The organism is Bifidobacterium [indicum] DSM 20214 = LMG 11587, assembly GCF_000706765.1.
Classification (GTDB): domain Bacteria; phylum Actinomycetota; class Actinomycetes; order Actinomycetales; family Bifidobacteriaceae; genus Bombiscardovia; species Bombiscardovia coryneformis.
Genome location: NZ_CP006018.1, coordinates 1,245,498 through 1,268,283, shown reverse-complemented (window position 1 = coordinate 1,268,283; position 22,786 = coordinate 1,245,498). Strand labels below are relative to the sequence as shown.

Annotated in this window: 19 protein-coding genes; 18 read left to right on the top strand and 1 reads right to left on the bottom strand. The window is 61.4% G+C overall.

Annotation, left to right across the window (positions count from 1 at the left end; all coding sequences use genetic code 11):
• Window positions 1-50 precede the first annotated feature (50 nt).
• From smpB to BINDI_RS04975, 7 genes are all read left to right on the top strand, one after another.
• Window positions 51-527 carry an SsrA-binding protein SmpB gene (gene smpB, locus BINDI_RS05005; RefSeq protein ID WP_033490497.1) on the top strand — a complete coding sequence of 159 codons (477 nt, stop codon included), beginning with the start codon at window positions 51-53 and terminating at the stop codon, window positions 525-527.
• Between the two features lie 318 nt (window positions 528-845).
• Window positions 846-1,790: an ABC transporter substrate-binding protein gene (locus tag BINDI_RS05000; RefSeq protein WP_033490496.1), complete on the top strand. Its 945-nt coding sequence runs from the start codon at window positions 846-848 to the stop codon at window positions 1,788-1,790.
• Between the two features lie 169 nt (window positions 1,791-1,959).
• On the top strand, window positions 1,960-2,925 hold the full coding sequence (locus tag BINDI_RS04995) for an amino acid ABC transporter permease (protein ID WP_033490494.1): 966 nt from the start codon (window positions 1,960-1,962) through the stop codon (window positions 2,923-2,925).
• Between the two features lie 56 nt (window positions 2,926-2,981).
• Window positions 2,982-3,794: an amino acid ABC transporter ATP-binding protein gene (locus tag BINDI_RS04990; protein ID WP_052108967.1), complete on the top strand. Its 813-nt coding sequence runs from the start codon at window positions 2,982-2,984 to the stop codon at window positions 3,792-3,794.
• Window positions 3,795-3,950: 156 nt separating this feature from the next.
• Window positions 3,951-5,843 (top strand): glutamine--fructose-6-phosphate transaminase (isomerizing), encoded by a 1,893-nt coding sequence (glmS, locus tag BINDI_RS04985; RefSeq protein WP_033490493.1) that lies wholly within the window; start codon window positions 3,951-3,953, stop codon window positions 5,841-5,843.
• 67 nt (window positions 5,844-5,910) lie between these two features.
• Complete coding sequence (locus BINDI_RS04980) at window positions 5,911-6,657, top strand: pseudouridine synthase (RefSeq protein WP_052108965.1); 747 nt, start codon at window positions 5,911-5,913, stop codon at window positions 6,655-6,657.
• 89 nt (window positions 6,658-6,746) lie between these two features.
• Window positions 6,747-8,855 carry a beta-galactosidase gene (locus tag BINDI_RS04975; RefSeq protein WP_033490492.1) on the top strand — a complete coding sequence of 703 codons (2,109 nt, stop codon included), beginning with the start codon at window positions 6,747-6,749 and terminating at the stop codon, window positions 8,853-8,855.
• On the opposite strand, the gene BINDI_RS04970 is transcribed toward BINDI_RS04975, so the two are convergent.
• Entirely contained in the window at window positions 8,839-9,609 is a 771-nt protein-coding gene (locus BINDI_RS04970) for a type III pantothenate kinase (RefSeq protein ID WP_033490491.1), read from the bottom strand. The two genes, BINDI_RS04975 and BINDI_RS04970, sit on opposite strands and share 17 nt — an antisense overlap.
• Window positions 9,610-9,813: 204 nt before the next feature.
• On the opposite strand from BINDI_RS04970, the gene BINDI_RS04965 reads away from it, so the two are divergent.
• From BINDI_RS04965 to BINDI_RS04915, 11 genes are all read left to right on the top strand, one after another.
• Window positions 9,814-11,487: an ABC transporter substrate-binding protein gene (locus BINDI_RS04965; protein WP_033490490.1), complete on the top strand. Its 1,674-nt coding sequence runs from the start codon at window positions 9,814-9,816 to the stop codon at window positions 11,485-11,487.
• Between the two features lie 5 nt (window positions 11,488-11,492).
• Window positions 11,493-12,467, top strand: a complete 975-nt coding sequence (locus tag BINDI_RS04960; RefSeq protein ID WP_033490968.1) for an ABC transporter permease — start codon at window positions 11,493-11,495, stop codon at window positions 12,465-12,467.
• Window positions 12,468-12,565: 98 nt separating this feature from the next.
• Entirely contained in the window at window positions 12,566-13,537 is a 972-nt protein-coding gene (locus BINDI_RS04955) for an ABC transporter permease (protein ID WP_237742991.1), read from the top strand.
• The gene (locus tag BINDI_RS04950; protein ID WP_052108826.1) at window positions 13,521-14,378 is read left to right on the top strand and encodes an ABC transporter ATP-binding protein; all 858 of its coding nucleotides are present in this window, start codon (window positions 13,521-13,523) and stop codon (window positions 14,376-14,378) included. Before BINDI_RS04955 ends, BINDI_RS04950 begins: the two co-directional genes overlap by 17 nt.
• 19 nt (window positions 14,379-14,397) lie before the next feature.
• Window positions 14,398-15,270, top strand: a complete 873-nt coding sequence (locus BINDI_RS04945) for an ATP-binding cassette domain-containing protein (protein ID WP_051875697.1) — start codon at window positions 14,398-14,400, stop codon at window positions 15,268-15,270.
• A 143-nt stretch (window positions 15,271-15,413) separates the two neighbouring features.
• Window positions 15,414-17,459, top strand: coding sequence for a RecQ family ATP-dependent DNA helicase (locus tag BINDI_RS04940; RefSeq protein ID WP_033490489.1), 2,046 nt, complete (start codon window positions 15,414-15,416; stop codon window positions 17,457-17,459).
• A gap of 114 nt (window positions 17,460-17,573) precedes the next feature.
• The gene (locus tag BINDI_RS04935; RefSeq protein ID WP_033490487.1) at window positions 17,574-18,056 is read left to right on the top strand and encodes an S-ribosylhomocysteine lyase; all 483 of its coding nucleotides are present in this window, start codon (window positions 17,574-17,576) and stop codon (window positions 18,054-18,056) included.
• A gap of 318 nt (window positions 18,057-18,374) precedes the next feature.
• On the top strand, window positions 18,375-19,013 hold the full coding sequence (locus tag BINDI_RS04930) for a hypothetical protein (protein ID WP_081830879.1): 639 nt from the start codon (window positions 18,375-18,377) through the stop codon (window positions 19,011-19,013).
• 190 nt (window positions 19,014-19,203) lie between these two features.
• Window positions 19,204-20,562 carry an alanine racemase gene (gene alr / locus BINDI_RS04925; RefSeq protein ID WP_033490963.1) on the top strand — a complete coding sequence of 453 codons (1,359 nt, stop codon included), beginning with the start codon at window positions 19,204-19,206 and terminating at the stop codon, window positions 20,560-20,562.
• A gap of 193 nt (window positions 20,563-20,755) precedes the next feature.
• Complete coding sequence (locus BINDI_RS04920; RefSeq protein ID WP_033490485.1) at window positions 20,756-21,214, top strand: Ohr family peroxiredoxin; 459 nt, start codon at window positions 20,756-20,758, stop codon at window positions 21,212-21,214.
• Window positions 21,215-21,442: 228 nt separating this feature from the next.
• Window positions 21,443-22,720: a deoxyguanosinetriphosphate triphosphohydrolase gene (locus BINDI_RS04915; RefSeq protein ID WP_033490483.1), complete on the top strand. Its 1,278-nt coding sequence runs from the start codon at window positions 21,443-21,445 to the stop codon at window positions 22,718-22,720.
• Window positions 22,721-22,786: the final 66 nt, after the last annotated feature.

The following is a 22,786-nucleotide window of genomic DNA, read 5'->3' as shown; positions in this document are numbered from 1 at the left end:
CTCGGTGCAGCATAGCCCTGGAGCAATGACCAAGACGGAAGGAGGATGCCATGGCTAAGGAGACCGGAACGACCCTGATTGCGCAGAACAGAAGGGCCCGTCACGATTATCAGGTCGAGGACAGATTTGAGGCCGGCATCGCCCTGACCGGAACCGAGGTCAAATCCCTCCGCGAGGGGAGGGCCTCCCTGGTTGAGTCTTTCGTCAGTATTGACAGGCATCATGAGGTCTGGTTGGAGAACGCCAACATTCCGGAGTATCTGAACGGCACCTGGAACAATCATGCCCCGAAGCGCAAGAGGAAGCTCCTGCTGCATGCCCGGCAGATTGTCAATCTGGAGCGGCAGGTTCAGGCCAAGGGATACACCATTGTTCCCCTGAGCATCTACTTCAAGGACGGCAGGGTCAAGGTGGAGATTGCCGTCGCCAGGGGCAAGCGGGAGTATGACAAGCGTCAGTCCCTCCGTGAGGAGCAGGACAAGCGCGAGGCTCTGAGGGTCATGCGCTACAAGAACAGGCGTCGCTGACCTGTTGAGGGTGTTGCATAGCCCCTGACCGGCACAATCTGCAGAGATTCCCTGCAATCTCTAATTCATCTACTGGTATGAATAACGAGTGATATTTATGCATACGACACGCCCGAGTATTACATGCTGCTGAAGTGAGAACTTGCCTGATAAATACTGAAATTATGCGGGAAACATACGATAGGAAGAGAAGGAAGAGTGTGGTCATCTCGCTATATTGAAGTGCATAAAAATGCAAAAGAGTGCATAATAGTGCATGTCAAGTAAGGACGGATGTGGAGACAGCTGCCAGGTGGCTGCCTTCGGAGAGGGAGCTGAATGATGATGGGGAAGATGAAAGCAGCGGCTGCGGCCGCACTGAGCGTGGCCCTTCTGGCATCGGTCGGAGCCTGCGGAACGACGGATGAGGCCGACAAGACCAGCCAGGGAGGGAATACCGAAACAAGCTCCCACCCAGCAGCCTTCGATGTCAGCGGCATACAGAAGGACCCGGCAATCGCCGCCATGGTGCCCGAGTCGGTGGCCAAGGACGGGAAGCTGACCGTGGGCATGGAGACCACGTATGCGCCCGGAGAGTTCATGGATGAGGACGGGAAGACCCCTATCGGCTACGACGTGGACCTGTCGAAGGCCATCGCCAAGGTCATGGGGCTCGAAGGCGAAATGGTCAGCGCCTCCTTCGATACCATCATCCCCGCCATCGGTAGCAAGTATGATGCCGGCATCTCCAGCTTCACCATCACCAGGGAGCGGATGGAGTCGGTCGACTTTGTTTCCACCTTCAAGGCGGGCATGGCCTTCGCCGTCAAGAAGGGCAACCCCTCCAAGATTGATCCGAACGATATCTGCGGCGCCAAGGTCGGTGTGCAGACCGGCACCATAGAAGAGCAGCAGGCCACCGACACGATATCCGCCGACTGCAAGGCCAAGGGCAAGAAGCCTGTGGATGTGCAGTCGTACAAGCAGCAGACCGATGCCGCCACTGCGGTGGTCAACGGCAAGATCGACGTGTTCTACGCAGACTCCCAGGTGACGGGGTACGCCATCAAGCAGACCGGTGGACAGCTGGAGAAGCTGGGCAAGGATACCGATATCGTCCTGCAGGGTGCGGCCCTGAAGAAGGACAGCGGTATGGCCGAGGCCACCCAGGCGGCCATGCAGAAGCTGATCGATGACGGCACCTACGCCAAGATCCTCAAGAACTGGGGGGTCCAGAGCGGTGCCGTCGAGAAGGCTGAAACCAACCCCGCAGTCTCCGACTGAGAAGGTCGCGGGGGTCGTCAACAACTGACCCTGTATACACACATGGTCCGGCAATGGGTTCACGCACCCCGCTGCCGGACCTTCAACGGTGAGAAGCGGGCGATGCCCGCCCCCTCCACAGCAGTAGGCTGGACCTTAATCATGCCAGCCGTTCGGAAGGAAGCGCACGATGCAAACCAAGAAGAGGACGGAATCGGTTCGGATTCCCGACCGGATACAGGCCCGGCCTGTGCGCAAGCCGGGACCGATCGTGGCTGCCGTCATCGTGGCCATCTTCGTTGCCATGCTGATTCATGGCATGGTGACCAACCCCAAGTTCGACTGGCCCACGGTCTGGAAGTACCTCTTCAATGAGCACGTTCTGGACGGTATCAAGTGGACCCTCCTTCTGACCATCTACGCCATGGTTCTGGCCACGGTTCTGGCCATCATCCTGGCTGTCATGCGCAAATCGTCCAATCCGGTCCTGCGCTGGGTCAGCTGGTTCTTCATTTGGTTCTTCCGGGGCACGCCCGTATACACCCAGCTGGTTTTCTGGGGCCTTCTTTCCGTTCTGATTCCCAAGCTGGCCATCGGGATACCTTTCGGACCCGAATTCTGGAGCATAGACACCAAGACTGTGTTGAACGCAACCGTGGCCACGATTCTGGGTCTGGGACTCAACGAGGCCGCCTACCTTTCCGAGATTGTCCGTGCCGGCATCGAGGCAGTTGACCCCGGGCAGAGCGAGGCTGCCAAAGCCCTGGGCATGCCCCCCTCGATGATCATGCGTCGAATCGTCCTTCCCCAGGCCATGCGCATCATCGTGCCGCCCACCGGGAACGAGACCATAGGCATGCTCAAAACAACCTCTCTGGCCCTGGCCGTCCCCTTCACCCTGGAGCTCCAGTTCGCCACCAATGCCATCGCCAACCGCATCTACAAGACCATCCCCCTCCTGATTGTGGCCAGCATCTGGTACCTGGTCATCACGTCGGTGCTTATGGTCGTCCAGGCCCAGCTTGAAAAGCATTATGGCAAGGGATTCGATTCACGGCCTCTGGCCAGCAAGTCCACCAAGGGGACCGACGGCAGTGAAGACGGTCAGGATGTTGACAAGATCAACCAGGTCCTGATGGCGGGGTTGAACGCATGAGCAGGGGAGCGGAGCCGGGTATGAGGAAAGACCCAGAGGAAACGGAAGGACCGGTCGTGAAAACGGATCAAAGCGAGGATCGGAAGCAGCCGGACTCTTCAAAGCCGGCCATCATCATCAGGGACGTGCACAAGGCCTTCGGTGACCTTCACGTGCTCAAGGGAATCAGCCTGGAGGTCATGCCGGGCACGGTGACCGCCATCCTGGGCCCTTCGGGGTCGGGCAAGTCCACCCTTCTGAGGATGATTAATCAGCTGGAGACCAGGACCGCCGGTGAAATCTACGTCAATGGGGAGCTCACCGGATACAGGCAGGTGGAGACGTCACATGGTCCGGTCCTGCAGACTCTGGACGATAAGGCCATCGCCCGCCAGCGGGCCAGGATTGGCATGGTGTTCCAACGGTTCAACCTTTTCCCCCATATGACAGCCCTAGGCAACGTCATGGAGGCTCCCGTCCATGTCGGAGGGGTTTCCAAGGCCAAGGCGCATGAGGAGGCCGAGGTCCAGCTGGACCGGGTCGGTCTGGGTGACCGCATGGACTACTATCCCGCCCAACTGTCAGGCGGTCAGCAGCAGAGGGTGGCCATTGCAAGGGCCCTGGCCATGCACCCTGACATCATGCTCTTCGATGAACCAACCAGTGCCCTGGATCCCGAGCTTGTCGGGGAGGTCCTGGGCGTTATGCGCCAGGTCGCCGGCGAGGGAATGACCATGGTTGTGGTCACCCATGAAATGGGCTTCGCCCGTGAGGTTGCCGATCAGATCGTGTTCATGGACGAGGGTGTGGTGGTAGAGCAGGGCGGTCCGAAGATCATCGACCATCCTGCCACGGACCGCTTCCGAAGCTTCCTCGATACCGTTCTGTAAGGAGGAGCGGATCGCTAAGCGGTTTGGTTGTTCCTTGTGGGGTTCCGGGCCGTTCCTTATTCCGATGCCTTTGGTCTGGTGCGGGCTTGTAGAAATTCGGGCAAGAAGACCCTTGGACGGCGGGGCCGCCCAGGCACCTGGCTAGACTAGTGGACCATGTGTGGAATCGTTGGATATGCCGGATCGGTTCATGCGGCCTGTGGAAGGCCACTTGAAGTCTGCCTGAATGGCCTCGGACGCCTCGAATACCGTGGATATGACTCCACCGGTGTGGCCCTGGCGGCCCCCGGTATGGAAAAGGTCGAGGTGCGCAAGAAGGCCGGGCGGTTGAAGAACCTCCTTGCGGACATCGAGAAATCCCCCTTGCCTGACGCAACCGTGGGTATCGGTCACACCCGCTGGGCCACCAACGGTGAACCGACCGACCTGAATGCCCATCCCCACCAGAGCCGGGACGGCAAGGTCGCCATCATCCATAACGGGATCATCGAAAACGCCTCGCAGCTTCGTCTGGACCTGCAGACCGAAGGATACACATTCGTCTCCGCCACCGACACCGAGGTGGCCGCCAAGCTCATCGGCAAGGCCGCCCAGGAGATCATCGATGCCGAGGGGGCTCCGGACATCTTCAAGGCCACCCGTCGTGTGGCCCGGATGCTCAAGGGCGCCTTCACCATCCTGGTCGTCGACAGTCGGCAACCCGACCTGGTTGTCGGGGTCCGGCACGACTCTCCGCTGGTTGTGGGCCTGGGCGACGGGGAGAACTTCCTGGGTTCCGACGTGGCCGCCTTTGTCGCCTACACCAAGGAGGCCCTGGAGCTGGGCCAGGACCAGGCGGTCTGCATCAGCGCCGATTCGGTCATCGTCACCGATTTCATGGGGGAGCCCGTCCCCGAACCTCGCCGTTACACGGTCGACTGGGATGCCTCGGCTGCCGATAAGGGCGGCTGGGAGTCGTACATGGACAAGGAGATCCATGAGGATCCGGCCTCCGTGTCCGACACCCTCCTTGGACGGTATGACGACAAGGGGCACCTGGACCTGGACGAGGTCCACATCGATGCCGACGTCTTCCGTCAGATAGACAAGATCATCGTGGTGGCCTGCGGCACGGCCTCCTATGCCGGACTGGTGGCCAAGTACGCCATCGAGCATTGGGTTCGGATACCGGTGGAGGTGGAGCTGGCCCATGAGTTCCGCTACCGGGACCCGATTCTGACGTCACGAACCCTGGTCGTGGCCATCTCCCAGTCCGGAGAGACCATGGACACCCTGATGGCACTGCGGCACGCCCGGGAGCAAGGGTCGAGGGTCCTGGCCATCTGCAACACCCAGGGGTCCACGATTCCCCGGGAATCCGATGCCGTGCTCTATACCCATGCCGGGCCCGAGGTGGCCGTGGCCTCCACCAAGGCCTTCCTGGCCCAGATCGTCGCTGCCTACCTCCTGGGTCTCTACCTGGCCCAGGTCAAAGGGACCATGTACCGCGACGAGATTCATCAGACCATCGACAGCCTCAAGGCCATGCCATCCAAGATCCAGTGGGTCCTCGACACCCAGTCGGAGAAGGTGCAGGAGACGGCTGCACGGATGATCGATGCCCGTTCCTTCCTCTTCCTGGGTCGTCATGTGGGCTACCCGGTAGCCATGGAGGGCGCCCTGAAACTCAAGGAGATCGCCTACACCTTCACCGAGGGGTTTGCGGCCGGGGAATTGAAGCATGGCCCCATCGCCCTTGTCGAGCCGGGGGAGCCGGTCGTGGTGATTGTTCCCAGTCCGCGCGGACGGGATGTTCTCCACAGCAAGGTCATCTCGGCCATCGAGGAGGTCAAGGCGCGCGGTGCCTTTACCATCGCCGTGGCCGAGGAGGGTGACGAGGATGCCGGACGGTATGCGGATGTGGTCTTCCGCAGGCCTCAGTGCCCGACCCTGATGAGCCCCCTGGTCGATGTGGTCCCCCTGCAGCTCTTCGCGCTGGACATGGCCCAACTCAAGGGTCTGGACGTGGACAAGCCCAGGAACCTGGCCAAGTCCGTCACCGTCGAGTAGGGGAGGTCATCCGGTGCCCGAGCGGCCCCATCGGTGGGTTCTGGACGAACCGGATATTCCCTTCGACATGCCCATCCTCTATGAGGATTCCAGAATCATCGTTGTCGACAAGCCGCACTTCCTGGCCACCACCCCACGGGGGATGTGGTACAGGAGCACGGCTCTCATCAGACTCAGGGAGATGAGCGGCGAGAACGGCATCACTCCGGCTCACCGCCTGGACCGGGCAACGGCCGGGGTCCTGGTCTTCGTCCGGGACCCTGCGGCCCGAGGGGCCTATCAGATGCTGTTCCAGGAGCACCGCGTCAGGAAGACCTATGAGTGCCTTGCCCCGGTCCGTCCGGTCCGCCGGCCGGTGACAGGAACCGTGACCGGTCTGAACCGGCCCCGTCCCTTTCCACTCCTGCGCCGGTCGCACATCGTCAAGGATCGTGGTCGGCTGCAAGCCTTCGAGGTGCCCGGCAGGGTCAATGCCGAGACCCGTATCGAGTCGACTGCCGGCAGGGGACCGGTGTTCAGGTCATCCTCCGGGCTGGTGGGCGCCTATACCCTCCATCCGCGAACGGGGAAGACCCACCAGCTGAGGGTTCATATGAACTCCCTGGGACTTCCCATCGTCGGTGACGACCTGTATCCCCGCGTCCTGGAGCGCCCTTACGACGACTTCAGCAACCCTCTTCAGCTGGTTGCGCGCTCCCTGGCTTTTGTCGATCCTTACTCAGGTCATGAGCGTTTGTTCTTCTCCAGCGTACCGCTCGGCTTCGTCTCAAACTCAGGTCATAATGAACGAGTGGCATCCGATACAAGGTCGTGACCATGCCAAACCCTGAGGATGGGGTCGTGGGATGGTTATCAGGAGCCCGGACAGTGCAGCGATGAAGAGCATCCAGGAGGTTTCATTCCATGAGCAAACCCGAACGTCGTCCCTACCGGTGGCCCAGCCATCTCAAAAAGCAGGCATCCAAACTGTGGTATGGCTGTGACTACAACCCGGACCAATGGCCTGAGGAGGTCTGGGATGAGGATATCCGCCTTATGAACCAGGCCGGGGTCAACGTGGTGGCTCTGGCGGTCTTTTCCTGGTCGCGGATAGAACCCTCCGAGGGCGTGTTCGACTTCGATTGGCTTGATAGGATCATCGCCAAGCTGGGGAAGGCCGGTATCGGGGTCAACCTGGCATCCGCCACGGCCTCCCCGCCCGCCTGGCTGACCCAGTCACACCCGGAGATTCTCTGGAAGGACGAGCGCGGCGATACGGTCTGGCCCGGGGCACGTCAGCACTGGCGGCCCACGTCGCCCGTATTCCGCACATATGCCCTGAAGCTCTGCAAGGCCATGGCCGAGCATTACAAGGACAACCCCTATGTGGTGGCCTGGCACGTGGGCAATGAGTATGGTTGCCACAATCGTTTCGATTATTCGGATGATGCCATGCGCGCCTTCCAGCGTTGGTGCAAGCATCGTTACGGCACCATCGACGCCGTCAACGAGGCCTGGGGCACCTCCTTCTGGGCACAGCGGCTCAACGATTTTTCGCAGATACTCCCGCCTCGGTACATCGGTGAGGGGAACTTCCAGAACCCGGGTCGGCTCCTGGACTTCGAGCGGTTCAGCTCAGACGCCCTCAAGGAGTTCTTCATGGCCGAGCGCGACACCCTGGCCAAGATCACCCCGGACATCCCCCTGACCACCAACTTCATGGTCAGCTCCGAGGGATTCATCATGGATTATGACGACTGGGGACCCCAGGTGGACTTCGTCTCCAACGACCACTACTTCATGCCGGGTGAATCCCACCTGGACGAGCTGACCTACTCCTCCGGTCTGGTTGACTCCATTGCCAGGCGCAAACCCTGGTGGCTCATGGAGCACTCCACCTCGGCGGTCAACTGGCGGCCTATCAACTTCCGCAAGGAGCCGGGGCAGCTTGTCAGGGATGCCCTTGCCCACCTCTCACTGGGGGCGGACGCCATCTGCTACTTCCAGTGGCGTCAGTCCCAGTCCGGGGCGGAGAAATTCCATTCGGCCATGGTGCCCCACGCCGGCGAGGACTCGCAGGTCTTCCGTGATGTCTGCGAGCTGGGCAACGATCTGGTCGGCTTCTCCGATGCCGGGCTTGCCGGAACCGTGCTCGACAAGTCTCCGGTGGCCGTGGTTCTCGACTATGAGAGTGAGTGGGCCAGCAAACACTCGTCCGTTCCCAGCAAGAACGTCAGTCATGGCACCGAGCCGCTGGATTGGTACCGCGCCCTTCTGGACTTGGGCATCAGGGCGGACGTGGTGCCGGTTCGTTCCGACTGGGATACCTACCCGCTGGTCGTGCTGCCCTCCCTCTACCTGCTCAGCAGGGAGAACTCGGAGAGGCTGCATGACTACGTAGCCAAGGGCGGAAAGGTCATCGTCACCTATCTCAGCGGCATAAGCGACGCCCATGACCGCATATGGCTGGGTGGATACCCCGGGTCCATCCGGGATCTGCTGGGTATCAAAATCGAAGAGTTCGCCCCCATGGATCAGCACGTCGAAGGCGGCATGGACCACCTTGACCTGACCAACGGAACGGTGGCTCATGACTGGGCCGACGTCATCGCCTCCATATCCGATGACACCCGTATCCTGGCCCGGTACCAGGCGGATTCATGGACGGGTATGGATGGCATCCCGGCCCTGACCCTGCATGATTGGAAGCAGGGGAAGGCGGCCTATCTTGGGTGCAGGCTGGGGCGTGAAGGTCTGAAAAAGACCCTGCCTGAACTTCTGAAGGCCCTGAAGGTGGAGGGTCTGCAGGAGGCCGATGAGGCCCGCGGTGATGTCCTGCGGGTGGAGCGGGTCAGCGAGGACGGACGCAACCGGTTCGTCTTCCTTTTCAACCGCTCCCATCACCAGGTCCAGGTCGACCGGGAGGGGAGCGTCCTGGCGGCATCCCTGGCCTGGGAGGATACGGACGCGAAGACGGCCACCCTGGATGTGAACGGCGTCCTGGTTGAAAAGGTGGTCACCCGTCGGCATTGAGGTCGTGGATATAGGCCATGCCCTTGAAAATGAGTTCAGGGTCGTAGACGTCGATCAGGTCAGTGTCCTGTGAGAAGCTGCGACCCATGCCTCCGGTGGCGACCACCTGGAAATCCTGACTGATTTCGGTCTTGAACTGGGTGATGATACGCTCCAGGCCGCCGAGGAAGTTGTAGTAGAGACCCGCCTGCATGGCCGTCCTGGTACCTGTTGCCAGGATGGTATCCGGGCGGGTTATCTCGACCTGGGGCAGCTGTGCGGTCTTCTCGAAGAGTGCCCTGGCCCCGGAACGTATCCCTACGGTAATCAGCCCTGATCTGATCGTCCCCTTGGCGTCGACGTAATTGAAGGTGGTGGCCGTACCGAAATCCACCACCAGGACAGGTCCGCCATAGACCCGGTAGGCGCCGACACAATCGGCCAGGCAGTCCGCACCCAGGGAGCGGGGGTCGTCCAGGCGGATATTCATGCCCGTCCTGACCCCGGGGCCGACCACCAGGGGTTCAATGCCGAAGAACTTGGTCAGACAGGCCTTGAGGGGGTGCATGACATCGGGCGCGACCGAGGAGATGACGGCGTCATCCACATCCTCGGGTCGGTATCCGGCCATGGCCAGGTATTGGGTGAGCATGAGTCCGAACTCGTCGGCCGTATGATCCGTATGGGTGATCAGGCGGTAGGAGTCCCTGACCTGGCCCCCCTCCATGAATCCGACCTCGATGTTCGTGTTGCCAATATCCACGGCCACCAGCATGCTCGTCTCCCTTGCCATTCGGTTGGATTCCCTGAACGGGTGCCGACCTCTTGGACGGCTTCATCCCCTGGTTCCGATTCCATCATAGGGGGACGGGTGCGGTCATGTCGCCGCAATCCTGTTCCCGCCGGGTTTCGGGGCTATGCTGGTCAGTGGTGATCGACCAGTATGGCGGTCAACCGGAATTCGCAAGGAACACAGGTAATGAGACCAGATGAACCCGGCGTGCATGCTCCTGGCAGCGCGACCGAAGCAGATAAAAACCATGACCCGCTAAGTCGGGGGACGGGTGCCGAGAGTCGTCCGGGCCCAAGCACCGATCCGACCCTGAACGAAGCGTACCGGCCCATGTCGTCCTACGGCAATCCTCTGCCCTGGAAACTGCTCAGCCTGGTCCTGGCGCTGGGCCTGTTGGTCTCGCTCTGGACCGGCCATAGCGGGGGGCGCTTGGACCGGACCGAGGGGGGCCTGGTCGATTCAATCAGCATTGGTTTGAAGCTGGCTCCCGGCAACCTGGACATCCGCAACCAATCGGGGACCGCCCTGGACCAGCTCCTGATTGGGAACGTCTACGAAGGCCTGGTCGCCCGGGATTCGAACAACACGGTGATTCCCGGTCTGGCCAAGGACTGGGACATCTCCGAGGACGGGCTGGAGTACGTCTTCCACCTGCACAAGGGGATGCACTTTTCAAATGGGCACACCCTTGATGCGGATGACGTGGTCTGGTCCCTGCAGGAGCTCATGGACCACCACTACCAGGGCAGCGAAATGCTCAAGAACTACAGGTCCATCGAGCGGGTCGATGCCACAACGGTCAGACTGCGGCTGACCCGGCCATACCAATACCTGCTCTGGGAGTTGAGCGGACGGGCGGGATTGGTCTTCGACCGCCAGGCCACCTATGACATGAAGACCGCAGCCCAGGGATCAGGTCCCTATCTGATCGAGACCTTCCGCCCCAACGACTCGGTCCTTCTCAAGGCAGACCCCCACTACTGGGGGGACAGGAAACCCAAGACCAGGACCATCCGGATACGGTATCTGACCGATGACAATGCCGCCGTCAACGCCCTGCGAAGCGGGGATGTGCAGGCTCTGGCACCCATCACCGCCAACCTGGCCGGCCCCTTCCGGTCAGACCCCTCCTTCCAAGTTCGGACGGGGGAGGACACGGACAAGTTCGTCCTGGCCATGAACGGCAAGGGGGAGGCGACCTCCGATATCAGGGTCCGTCAGGCCATCCGGTATGCCATCGACCATGAGCAGCTGATTGCCTCCCGTGGCGGTGTCGACAAGGCCATGGGAGGGCCGATCCCCTCCCTGGACCCGGGATATGAGGATCTGACAGGCCTTTTCCCCCATGACCCCGACAAGGCCCGCCAGTTGCTGGGCGAGGCCGGTTACGGGCCGGGGCATCCTCTGCGATTGCGGTTGACGTATGCCAATACCTACGGCACCGAGCTGGGGGATCAGCTGCGCTCGCAGCTCAAGGTCGTCGGCATCGAGCTGGACGTCAGGGTGGTCGAGTTCTCGGTCTGGCTCCAGGATGTTCATGCCAACAAGGACTACGATCTCTCCCTGGTCGACCACGGTGAGAGTCACGATTTCTATCAATGGGCCACGCCGACCTATTACTACAACTACGATTCGCCCGAAGTGCGCCGGCTCTACGACCGGGCCATGGATACGGTCTCGCAGGAACGTTCGCAAGAACTCCTGACCCAGGCTGCGCGCAGGGTCAGCGAGGATGCTGCGGCCGACTGGCTCTTCAACTACCGGATCACCACAGCCTGGCATCAGGGTCTTGAGGGGTTCCCGGTCAATCTGAACCAGTCCCTCCTGCCCCTCTCGGACCTGACCTATCGGAGGGATTGACCATGGTGAGATTCCTGACCAGGCGCCTGGCTCTTTTTGCTCTGGCGCTGGTGTTCATCTCCATCCTGGTGTTCGCTGCGCTACGTATCCTGCCGGGCGATGTGGCATCAGTGATGGCCGGGCTGAATGCCCCTCCCGAGCGGGTGGAGACGCTGAGGCAACAGATGGGGCTGGATCATTCCTATCCCAGGCAATACCTGGATTGGGCGAACGGGCTGATTCATGGGGACCTTGGGCGGTCCCTCCTGACTGGTCGTCCGGTCGCCGCCCAGGTAGGGGAGCGGGCCCAGGTCACTTTTCCGCTCATCCTGTGCGGTCTGGTCGTCGCCCTTGCGCTGGGTATTCCCCTGGGTTGTGCCTCGGCCTTGGCACGGAGTCCGAGGATGAGGTCCATCAGCCATATGGTCGCCATCGTAGGGGGAGCCGTTCCGGCCCTCTGGTCCGGCCTGCTTCTCATCATGCTCTTCTCCAAGGGGGGCGGTCTGGTCGGTCTCCTTCCATCCCAGGGCTTCCCCATCCAGGGTTGGGGCCAGCCGGGACGGGCCCTGGAATCCCTCATCCTGCCTGCCCTGTCAACGGGCATCATCGTGGGTGCCGGCATTATGCGATACACGCGCTCCCTCCTGGGTGACATGCTCTCCTCCGGATATGTGGACATGGGTATGGCCTGTGGGATGACACGGACCCAGGCCGCCCTCCGTATCGGTCTGCGGGTGGCTTCGCCGCAGCTGGTTTCCGTTGTGGGGCTGACCATGGCCGAGATGATTACCGGGGTCATGGTCAGTGAGAACCTGTTCGCCCTGCCGGGGCTGGGTTCCATGCTGGTCACCGATGTCGGGAATCGTGATCTTCCGGCCGTCCAGTCGGAACTCTTCCTCCTGGCGGTCTTTTTCCTGTTTCTGGGATTGCTGGTGGATGTTGCCCATAGATTGATTGATCCGCGGCTGCGAGGCGCGGTCGGGCAGGAGGTGGATGCCTGATGAAGACGGAATATGCAGGCAAGGGACACTGTGGAAGGACCTCCGTCTTTCCCGGTCATCTGGGCTTTTCCGGACGGACCCGGGTTGTTCTGGGCACTATGTGGAAGAAGGCCTCGGGGCGGTATTCCCTGATTGTCCTGGCAATCTGGGCTCTGGTTTCCCTGATTTCCCGATTCTGGACACCGGTCCCTGTCTGGGCCACTGACGGCTACCGAATCTGGCAGACCCCAAATAGTGCCCATCTCCTTGGCACGGATGGCACCGGGGCCGACATCCTCTCCTGGCTGATGGCGGGGTCGGCGACCAACCTGGTCATCAGCCTCCTGTCGGTTCTCCTGTCGGGTGTGCTGGGGCTTGGCCTGGTCATGGCCATGGTTTCACGCCATTCGGGGTTTTCCGAGGCGGTCGTGGTCCTGGTGGATGCCTTGATTTCCCTGCCTACGGTCCTTCTCGCCCTGATTCTGGCGGTCCCCCTGGGGCCCAGTATGGCTGTCGTCATTGTGGCCTGTGGAATAGGCTACGGACTCAATCTGGCTCGAATCGTGCGACCGCAGGCCCTTCTGGTGGCAGGATCGGATTATGTGCAATCCGCCAGGCACAGCGGGGTGGGGTCCGTCAGGATATTCTTCACCCATCTGGTGCCCAATATTGTTCCGGTTCTCTGCGTTCAGCTCTCCATGTCGGCGGGGACATCTGTCCTGGCCGAGTCGGGTCTGACCTATCTTGGTGTGGGCGTTCCATCGGGTCTGCCATCCTGGGGGCACTCGCTGTCTACGTCGGTCAGGTTCATCGACATCTTCCCCCTGACCGTGGTCTGGCCCGGGCTGGTGGTCACCATGGTCGTGGTGGCTCTGAATCTCTTCGGTGATGCCCTGCGTGACGCCATCGATCCTGTCACCAACCCCGGCCTCAGGGCCGCCGTGGCCTCTGCCAACCGGCCCCTCCACCGGTCCAGGAGTTGGGAGGCCCCTGAAGGCTGCGTCCATGCCGACTCGACCTCCAGGCCGGCTGTCCATGACGGTCGTGCGGATCACTCCACCCAAGGAGGCTGTGATGTCGCTGAAGATTGAAGGTCTCACCATGTCCATCAACGGGCATTCCATCCTTGACGGGGTGGACCTCAAGGTGGCGGACGGGCAGCGGGTGGGACTGATCGGCTCCTCGGGTTCAGGGAAATCGATGATTGCCCGGAGCATCCTGGGGACCGCGCCCCTGACGGCATCCTTGTCGGGTTCCATCCTGGTAGACGGATTCCAGGTTGTGGGTTCGGATGATCTCTCACTAGCGGACATGCGTGGCTCACGGGTGGGGATGGTCTTCCAGAATCCATCGATGGCCCTGAACCCGATCAGACCGGTCGGTACCCAAATCGAGCTTCCCCTTCGCCGTCACTACCGTCTGAATGCAGGGGAACGACGCAGGCGGGTCGCGGAGGTGCTGACTGAGGTCGGGTTGGATGAATCGTTGGCCGGCTCGTATCCGCATGAGCTGTCCGGTGGTCAGCAGCAGCGTGTGGCCATCGCCACGGCCCTGGTCACCAGACCGCGACTGATTCTGGCCGACGAGCCGACCACGGCCCTGGATGCCATCACCCAGCGGCAGATTGTGGACCTCCTGGTCTCCCTGGCCGAGAGGAGCGGGGCCTCCCTTCTCTTCATCACCCATGACTTCTCCGTCCTGACCAGGGTTGCCGATTATTGCTACATCCTGGATGCCGGTCGTGTGGTCGAAGAGGGAGAAACCCGAAGTGTCCTGTGCAACCCCTCCAGCCATCAGGGCATGGCCCTGGTGCAGGCGGCCAAAGAGCTGACTCTCGGTACGGGTGAGAGCGGACTCGGCGATAAGCCCGAACCCGGGCCAGGTATCGCTGTGGTCCCGGTCGGGGAAGGAGACAGCCGTGGACAGGCATGAAAGAGCGGGCTTGTCAGGTATGGCAGATTCCGAGGTTGTCAGGTCTTCGCCCTCTGTCTCCTCCACTCCTGATCCGATTCTGGTTGGGAGCGGGCTGACCAAGACATATCCCTCGGTCGGTCATGGGAAGGTCGGGAAGGCCGCGGTGTCGGGAATCGATGTCTCCCTCTCCCCCGGGGAGTGTCTGGCGGTCATCGGTGAGTCAGGTTCGGGCAAGACCACCCTCTCCCGCCTTCTTCTGGGCCAGTTGAGGCCGGATGCGGGACAGGTGACATACCGGGGGGTGCCCGTCCAGGATGGGTCGTCGTCCGCCAGGTCCCTCGCCCGGGACTCCGCCCTCGTCTTCCAGAACCCCTTCACCTCCCTTGATCCCCGGTGGACCATCGGCCGCTCGGTTGCGGAACCCCTTCTGGCTGCGGAAAGGAGGGATGGTGGGCCCGGCTGGGGTCGCCGTCGTGTCGAAGAGAACGTCGTCGATGAGGTTGCCGATGTCCTGTCCCGGGTGCGGCTCGATCCGGCCCGGGTCATGGCCGCCTACCCGGCGGACCTTTCCGGTGGACAGGCCCAGAGGGCTGCCGTGGCTAGAGCCTTGATCGCGAAGCCGCGAATCCTTCTGGCCGATGAACCGATGAGCGCCATTGATGTTTCGGCCAGGGTGGGGATTCTTCACACGCTCCAATCGGTCATGGCCGAGTCCAGGCAGCAGTCCGGTTCATCCGACGCGATGGCGATGATTATCATCTCCCACGACCTGGGCGTGGTCCAGCACATAGCGGACAGGGTCATGGTGCTCAGTCGGGGAGTGGTTGTGGAGGAGGGGCCTGTGGAGGCCATACTTGCCCATCCCGGAGAGTCCTATACCCGGCAGCTCGTTGCTGCGGCGACCATGTGATTGGCTCCGCCCGAGATTCCGTCCATACGTGAGTTGGCGGGACGCTGGCGGGCAGCCGCTCAGGGATCCGTCCCGATGGAGGTTGACCACATGGTCATTTCGCCCACTGCGTCACTCCCGGCGAGGCAATAGACTGGAGAATCATGGTGGACATAGAGGATGCAGGACGGGCGCTGAAGCGATATTTCGGGTATGAGTCCTTCAGGCCGGGTCAGGGGGACCTGGTCAAGGCCATCCTGGGTGGGCAGGACTGCCTGGGTGTTATGCCGACCGGGGCCGGCAAGTCCATCTGTTATCAGATTCCAGCCACCCTGCTGGATGGTTTGACCATCGTCATATCGCCCCTGGTCTCCCTGATGAAGGATCAGGTGGATGGGCTGGAGGATGCCGGCATTCAGGCTTCATTCGTCAACTCCACCCAGGATATGGATGAGCAGGCCCTCGCTCTGGCCCAGGCGGCACAGGGGCGGAGCAAGATCCTGTATGTGGCCCCCGAACGGTTGGACGCCCCCAGGTTCAGGGACTTCGCCCAGCGTGTGAGGATATCCCTACTGGCTGTGGACGAGGCCCACTGTGTATCCCAGTGGGGACAGGACTTCCGTCCCTCCTACCTGGGTATCGGCGACTTCATCAGGTCCCTTCCGCAGAGGCCGACGGTTGCGGCCTTCACCGCCACGGCCACCGAGAAGGTGCGTCGCGACATCGTATACATGCTGGGCCTGAACGACCCTTATGTGGCGGTGACGGGGTTCGATCGTCCCAACCTCTTCTTTGATGTGATCAAGCTGGAGACCAAACACAAGAACAGTTGGGTTGCCCGGTACGCCCGGAAGCACCAGGACGAATCGGGCATCGTCTACTGCGCCACCCGTAAGGAGACCGAAGCCCTGGCCGATGACCTGACCAAGGTCGGCATTAGTGCCGTCAGCTACCACGCAGGCATGGATGCCCAGGACAGGGAGCGAGCGCAACGGGACTTCGTCAACGACAAGGTGCAGGTGGTTGTGGCCACCAACGCCTTCGGTATGGGCATTGACAAGTCCAATGTGCGATATGTGATACACCACAATATGCCGGAGAGCATCGAGGCTTACTACCAGGAGGCGGGCAGGGCCGGACGCGATGGGGAGCCCGCCAGATGCTCCCTGCTCTGGAATGAGAGTGACATAGTCACGCGCAGGCGGCTGCTCGACATGGACAGCGGGAATGACCGCCTGACCGGTGACCAGGCCGAAGCGGTCCGGGCCGAGCACCGGCGTCTGCTCAATGTCATGATCGGATACTGCCGGACCACCGGCTGCCTGCACCAGTACATGCTGCGGTACTTCGGTGAGGAGATGGCACAGGCCGCCGCCGGTCCGTCGCCTGCCGCCGCCGACAAGGGGGAATCCGCCCAGGTCGGACGCTCCGGAGCGGGGAGCGAGGAGGGTGAAGAAGGGTCAGGCCAGGATGGTTGCCGTAATTGCTCCAACTGTCTGAGCACCTTCGAGACCATCGATGTCAGCGACGTGGCCCGCGCCATCAGCAGGTGTGTGCATGATGTCAACCAGGGGTTCGGATCGGGGAAGATCACCCAGATACTGCGGGGGTCGCGGTCGCAGGACCTCCTTCGGCGTGGACTTGACCGATGCCCCAGCTACGGGGCCCTTTCCTCAGTTCCGGAGGCGCGAATCCGCGATGTTCTCAACCAGATGGCCTCGGACGGGTACCTGAATATCACCGAAGGCCGGTTGCCCATGGTCCACTTCGGCCCCAAGGCCGCGCAGACGGTCGCTCCCGACTTCCACTATGAAATCAAGCGGACGGAGCGGCGGGGAGTGGCTGTTGCCGTGGACGACCAGGATACCGGTAGGGTTTACGGCGCCAGTTCCTCCTTGGGCGATGCCCCCTCCTCTATGATGGGGGAGGACGGCCTGGACCAGGCCGGGGTCGGCGATGTCAGCCCCGCTGATGAAGAACTCTTCCAGAAGTTGCGCGATCTGCGAACCGTCATAGCCAGGGAAATAGGGAAACCTCCCTACATCGTCTTCTCCGACAAGGCCTTGCGAGATATGTGCCGGCTCCGTCCCACCGATGATGCTGCCTTCCTGGCGGTCAACGGTGTGGGGCAGCACAAGCTGGAGCAGTATGGTACCCGGTTCATGAAGGCCATCGCCGATTTCTCCACCGAAGGCGGGGTTGAGGGTTAAGAGACGCAGAGATGGACGAAGAGGCAGATAGACCGGTCGGCCTACCATGAAACGTATACGATTTCATCAGAGTCGCCTTCCATTTGGGGGCGGCTGGCAGGAAAGGAAACGAATATGGACGACAAGCCTGTAGTCGAGAGCTTCGAACTTGACCACACCAAGGTCAAGGCCCCCTATGTCCGTCTGATTGACGAGGAGGAGGGCCCCAAGGGCGACATTATCTCCAACTATGACCTGCGCCTGGTCCAGCCCAACGAGAACGCCATACCGACCGGAGGCCTCCACACCATCGAGCACACCATCGCCGTGCTGTTGCGTGAACGGATTCCCGGCTACATCGACTGCTCACCGTTCGGTTGCCGCACTGGATTCCATCTCCTGGCCTGGGGTCGTCATTCCACCGAGGAAGTCGCCAAGGCACTGAAGGAGTCCCTGGAGTTCATCGCAGAGAAGGCCACCTGGGATGATGTGCCCGGTACGGAAATCACCTCCTGCGGCAACTACCGTGACCATTCCCTCTTCTCCGCCAAGCAGTGGAGCCGCGACATCGTGGACGCCGGTATCAGCTCCGACCCCTACGAGCGCAAGCTGGTCTGACTTCGGCAGAGATTTGATTCCGGGACCGTCGAAGGTCCCGGTTTTTTGTGCCTGATGACGTATATGGGGGTATGCCGCTTCCTGCTGCGCTAAGCCGGAGTATGCGGTTGCTGGCTTGCCCTGAGTGCCGATCGTCCCGGGTCTTTCCGCGGGCCATTGGAACACGGAATGAGCCGGAGTATTCCCCGATTCGCTCAATGCGTAGTAGTTTTCCTACGACTTGCCATTGGTTACACTCATACTTCGGCAAAGCGCAGGGGCCTGGAAACCCCTGCCTCTCAGGTTAGGAAAGAGGTGCCAAGAGTGCGCAGGTACGAGATGGAAACGGCTCGTTGGATTCGCCATGCCACCATGGATGACTTCGATGCCATCATGGCGGTCTATGCCTATGCCCGCAAGAAGATGGCCGAAACCGGCAATCCACGCCAGTGGGGCGACAAGTATCCGCTGCCTGAACGTATCCAGGCGGACATCGAGGGAGGGCACACCCTCCTCCTGGTGGATGATGCGGCGGCCCTGGTCGACCCACCCGAGGATCCGGACTACCCGGAACCTGAGCTGGACGAGCATCGCGGCGAGCACGAGCGCATCATCGGTGTCTTCGCCATCTTCCATGACGAGGATCCTGACTACAAGGTCATCGACGGGGAGTGGTTGGACGACCAGCCCTACACCACCATCCACCGGGTGGCCTCCTCCGGTCTGGGACGTCATGCAGCCCACGACCTGCTGAGCTGGAGTATGCGCCATTTCGAGAACGTTCGTGCTGATACCGGAATGAAGAACTATGCCATGCAGCACATCCTTGAGACCCACGGATTCACCAAGTGCGGAAACATCGTCATGCCGCAGAACAAGGATATCGACCAGGTGAGGCTTGCGTATCAGCGCCATGACGTTACGGACGGCACCGTCTGCGGTCCGAAGGACACAGCCAGGCAACTGCTTTCCGTATAAACGAAGGCAGCAAGGATGATGTGCCGTTCATGCCCCGATAAGCGGAAGTCGTGGACGGTGTAAAGCAAGAGAATCACGGTCCCCCTCCTCTCCCGGAGGGTCTGTGGTCCACGGGACGGCAAGTGCCGGTATGGTCAGGGTATGGACCATGCCGGCACTTTTTGACTCAGGCCTGTCGCACAATGGTCCCATGAGTTTGAATGCAGCACCGTCCTGGGACTTCTCTTCGGATGCCGGCCGAGATAACTACGAGAAGGCCCTGGAGGCTTATCCCGGCCAGGTCATCGTCGACCTTGCAACCCTCAAGGCCAACATGGGGGAGCTGGTCAGCAGGGTCGGGGAGTCCGGGTCCGGTGCGCAGGTCATGGGTGTGGTCAAGGCCGATGCTTACGGTCACGGTCTGATACCGGCCGCCTTGGCCGCGCTCGCGGGAGGTGCCACATGGCTCGGAACCGCCCAGCCCCGTGAGGCCCTTCATCTTCGAAGGGCGGGTATCGGTCCGGACAGGTGCCGGATACTGACCTGGATGTACAACGTCGACAAGGCCCCCCTGGATGACCTCATTCGCGCCGACATCGATCTGGCTGTTGGTTCCCTGCACATCATCGATCGGGTGGAGGAGGCGGCCAGGCGGGTCGGCATGCCGGCCAGGATACATGTGAAAGTCGATACAGGTTTCGGCCGTAATGGGTTCACGCCGCAAACCTTCGACTCGGCCCTGGAAGAGCTGGGCCCCCTGGCTGCCGAGGGTGTCCTCGACGTCGTCGGGCTCTTCAGCCACTTGGCAGTGGCCGATATGCCGGACGTCCCCGATTTCGTTGCCTCGACCGACGCTCAGATCGCCTCCTTCGAGGAGTTCGTCCGTCGCCTGACCGCGGCTGGAATGAGGCCGATGATTCGTCATCTGGCCAATACCGCCGCAACCCTGAGCCGTCCCGATATCCACTACGAACTGACCCGCCCTGGTATCGGTATGTATGGGTACGAGCCTGACCCATCCATGGGCAGGTCCGCTGATTATGGTCTCAAACCCGCCATGACCCTCCAGGCTCAGCTGAGTACGGTCAAGGATCTGGAGGCCGGGCACGGGGTCTCCTACGGTCGCACCTATTTGACCAGCTCCGATACCTCTACGGCCATCCTGCCCCTGGGGTACGCGGATGGCATTCACCGATCCGCATCAGGATTCGATGTCGAGGGTTCCACCGGAACCATCCACCAAGGTGGTCCGGTTCGACTGATGACCAAGCAGGGGCCACGTCTTGTGCGAGTCTCGGGTCGGGTCTGCATGGACCAGTGCGTTCTGGACCTGGAGGGAAAGGCCGTGACCCTGGGGGTTGGGGAGGGCGACACGGTGGTCCTGTTCGGACCCGGGCGAGGTGAGTCCTTCTGCGAGCCCACCGCCGACGACTGGGCCAGGGCGGCGGGGACCATCAGTTATGAGATCTTCACCTGCCTGCGCAACCGGATACCCAGACTCTATCTGCATGCCTTCGAAGTCATCCGCCCCGAGGATATGCACCTCCTGGACCCGGCCACCATCCTCTGAGACTTACGGTCATACCTGATGATCCGGCTCGAATCTCCCACCTGGTAAAGATGACCAGCCGGTGGTGTCCGTCTCGGCCCGATTGTTGCTGAGCCGTTCTGATTTGGTGAGATGTCCCACAATCCTTGCCCGGACGGGAGAATCGTTCCCTGATATCCTTGCCAAGCTCCCGTCGGCATGATGAGATGAGGACATGAGCACATATGCAGGTAAGGAACCAAGCAGCATTTCGTACACGGCGGTTGCCGACATCACCGGAGGCCGTAATGGTCATGCGGTCAGCCACAACCCTGATCTCGCCCTGGATCTGGACACTCCCAAGGCCATGGGAGGCCAGGAAAACGGAACCAACCCCGAGCAACTGTTTGCCATAGGGTGGGGTGCATGTTTCCAGGGTGCCATGGGGCTGGCCGGCAAGGAACTGAGGGTGGCGGCCACCAAACTGGCCCAGAGCAAGGTCAGGGTCCATATCTCCCTGGGTGACGAGGGCGAATCCTTCGGTATCAAGGCCAGAATCGAGGTGGTCCTGCCCGGCATTGACCAGGAGACGGCCCAGCGCCTGGTTGACAGGACCCAGGAACTCTGCCCCTATTCCAAGGCCACAGCGGGCAATGTTCCCACAGAACTGGTGGTTGTCGATTCGCTGGACTGAATTCTTGGACTGATCGAGACCCCCCACGTTTCGAAATACCCGGTAATGGACGGTGGCCTAGACTTCCGGCAGGTGGTCCTCTCTATCGGAGCGCCATCTGGTTCCGAGTTGTGGTTCCCGTACCGAATGGGGGACAATTGGAACATCGGTAGGGGATAGGGCAGGTGATGTTTCTGCCGACTCGCAAAAGACTGACGGTTGTTTTGGTTCGGAAGGAGGCCCACCCGGATGGAAATCAGTGGAAGGCAGCGCCTCAGTGATGAGGGCTACACGGCCTTCGATGAGGAGCGCTGGGCTCCGGAGCCTCCAAAATCCAACTCCCGTACAGCCTTCGAACGTGATCGGGCACGGCTGGTCCATTCCTCCGCCCTGCGCCGCCTCGGAGCCAAAACCCAGATTCTGGTGGCGGGAACCGATGATTTCGTCAGGACCCGTCTGACCCATACTCTGGAGGTCGCCCAGATAGGGCGCCAAATCGGCACCATGCTGGGTTGCGACCCCGATGTGGTCGATTGTGCCTGCCTGGCGCACGATTTGGGTCACCCGCCCTTTGGGCACAACGGAGAGCGGGCGCTTTCCTCCATCGCCTCCTCCATCGGGGGATTCGAGGGAAACGCCCAGACCATGCGACTCCTGACCAGACTGGAACCCAAGGTCTTTCATCCTGATGGCCGCAGTGCCGGTGTCAACCTGACCAGGGCGGCCCTGGATGCCGCCGTCAAGTATCCCTGGACCTTGGCCGATGCGGCCAAGCATCCCAAGGGGGAGCGGTCTGCCAAGTACTGTGTCTATCCCGATGATGAGGAGGTCTTTGCCTGGCTCAAGCGGGACGCGCCCGTCAATACGACACCAATGGAATGCCAGGTCATGGACCTGTCCGACGACATCGCCTACAGCGTGCATGACGTGGAGGATGCCATCGTCATGGGCTCATTCGATCCACTTGCCCTGGCCGACCCGAGAGTCATGGACGGGGTGGTCGCCGCTGCTCGGTCCTGGTACGGCGAGCGCTGGGATGCGGATTTGCTTGTGCAGGCCCTGGGGAGGATGAAGGCCATGCTTCCCCTGCATTTCGACGGTTCGCGTCGGTCCCTGGCCCAGCTCAAGAACATGACCAGTGCCCTGATAGGACGGTTTGCGGGGTCTGTTGAGGCCGCCACCCGTCAGAAATACGGGCAAGGTCCTCTTACGCGGTACTCGGCCACCGTGGTCATCCCCGAGGGAACATCCTACGAAATCGTGGCACTGAAGGGGATCGCCGTCTACTTCGCCATGGAGCCCAGGGAACACGAGCCCTTCCATGAAGAACAGCTGAAAATCATCACCGACCTGGTGGAGGTCATGATGGCTGATTCCCCCAACCCCTCGGATGCGCTGGAGACGGTCTTCCTGGAGGACTGGGTAAAGGCTGGATCCGACGACGAACGTCTCCGCGTGGCCGTCGATCAGGTGGCCTCGCTGACCGATGGCTCGGCCTTGTCGCTCCATTCCATCATCTGCCAGTAGGTTCGACAGGCCTGGGACCCCTACTGTTTCCTCGTCGTCTCGAACCAGTTCCCGCGCCACGGCTAG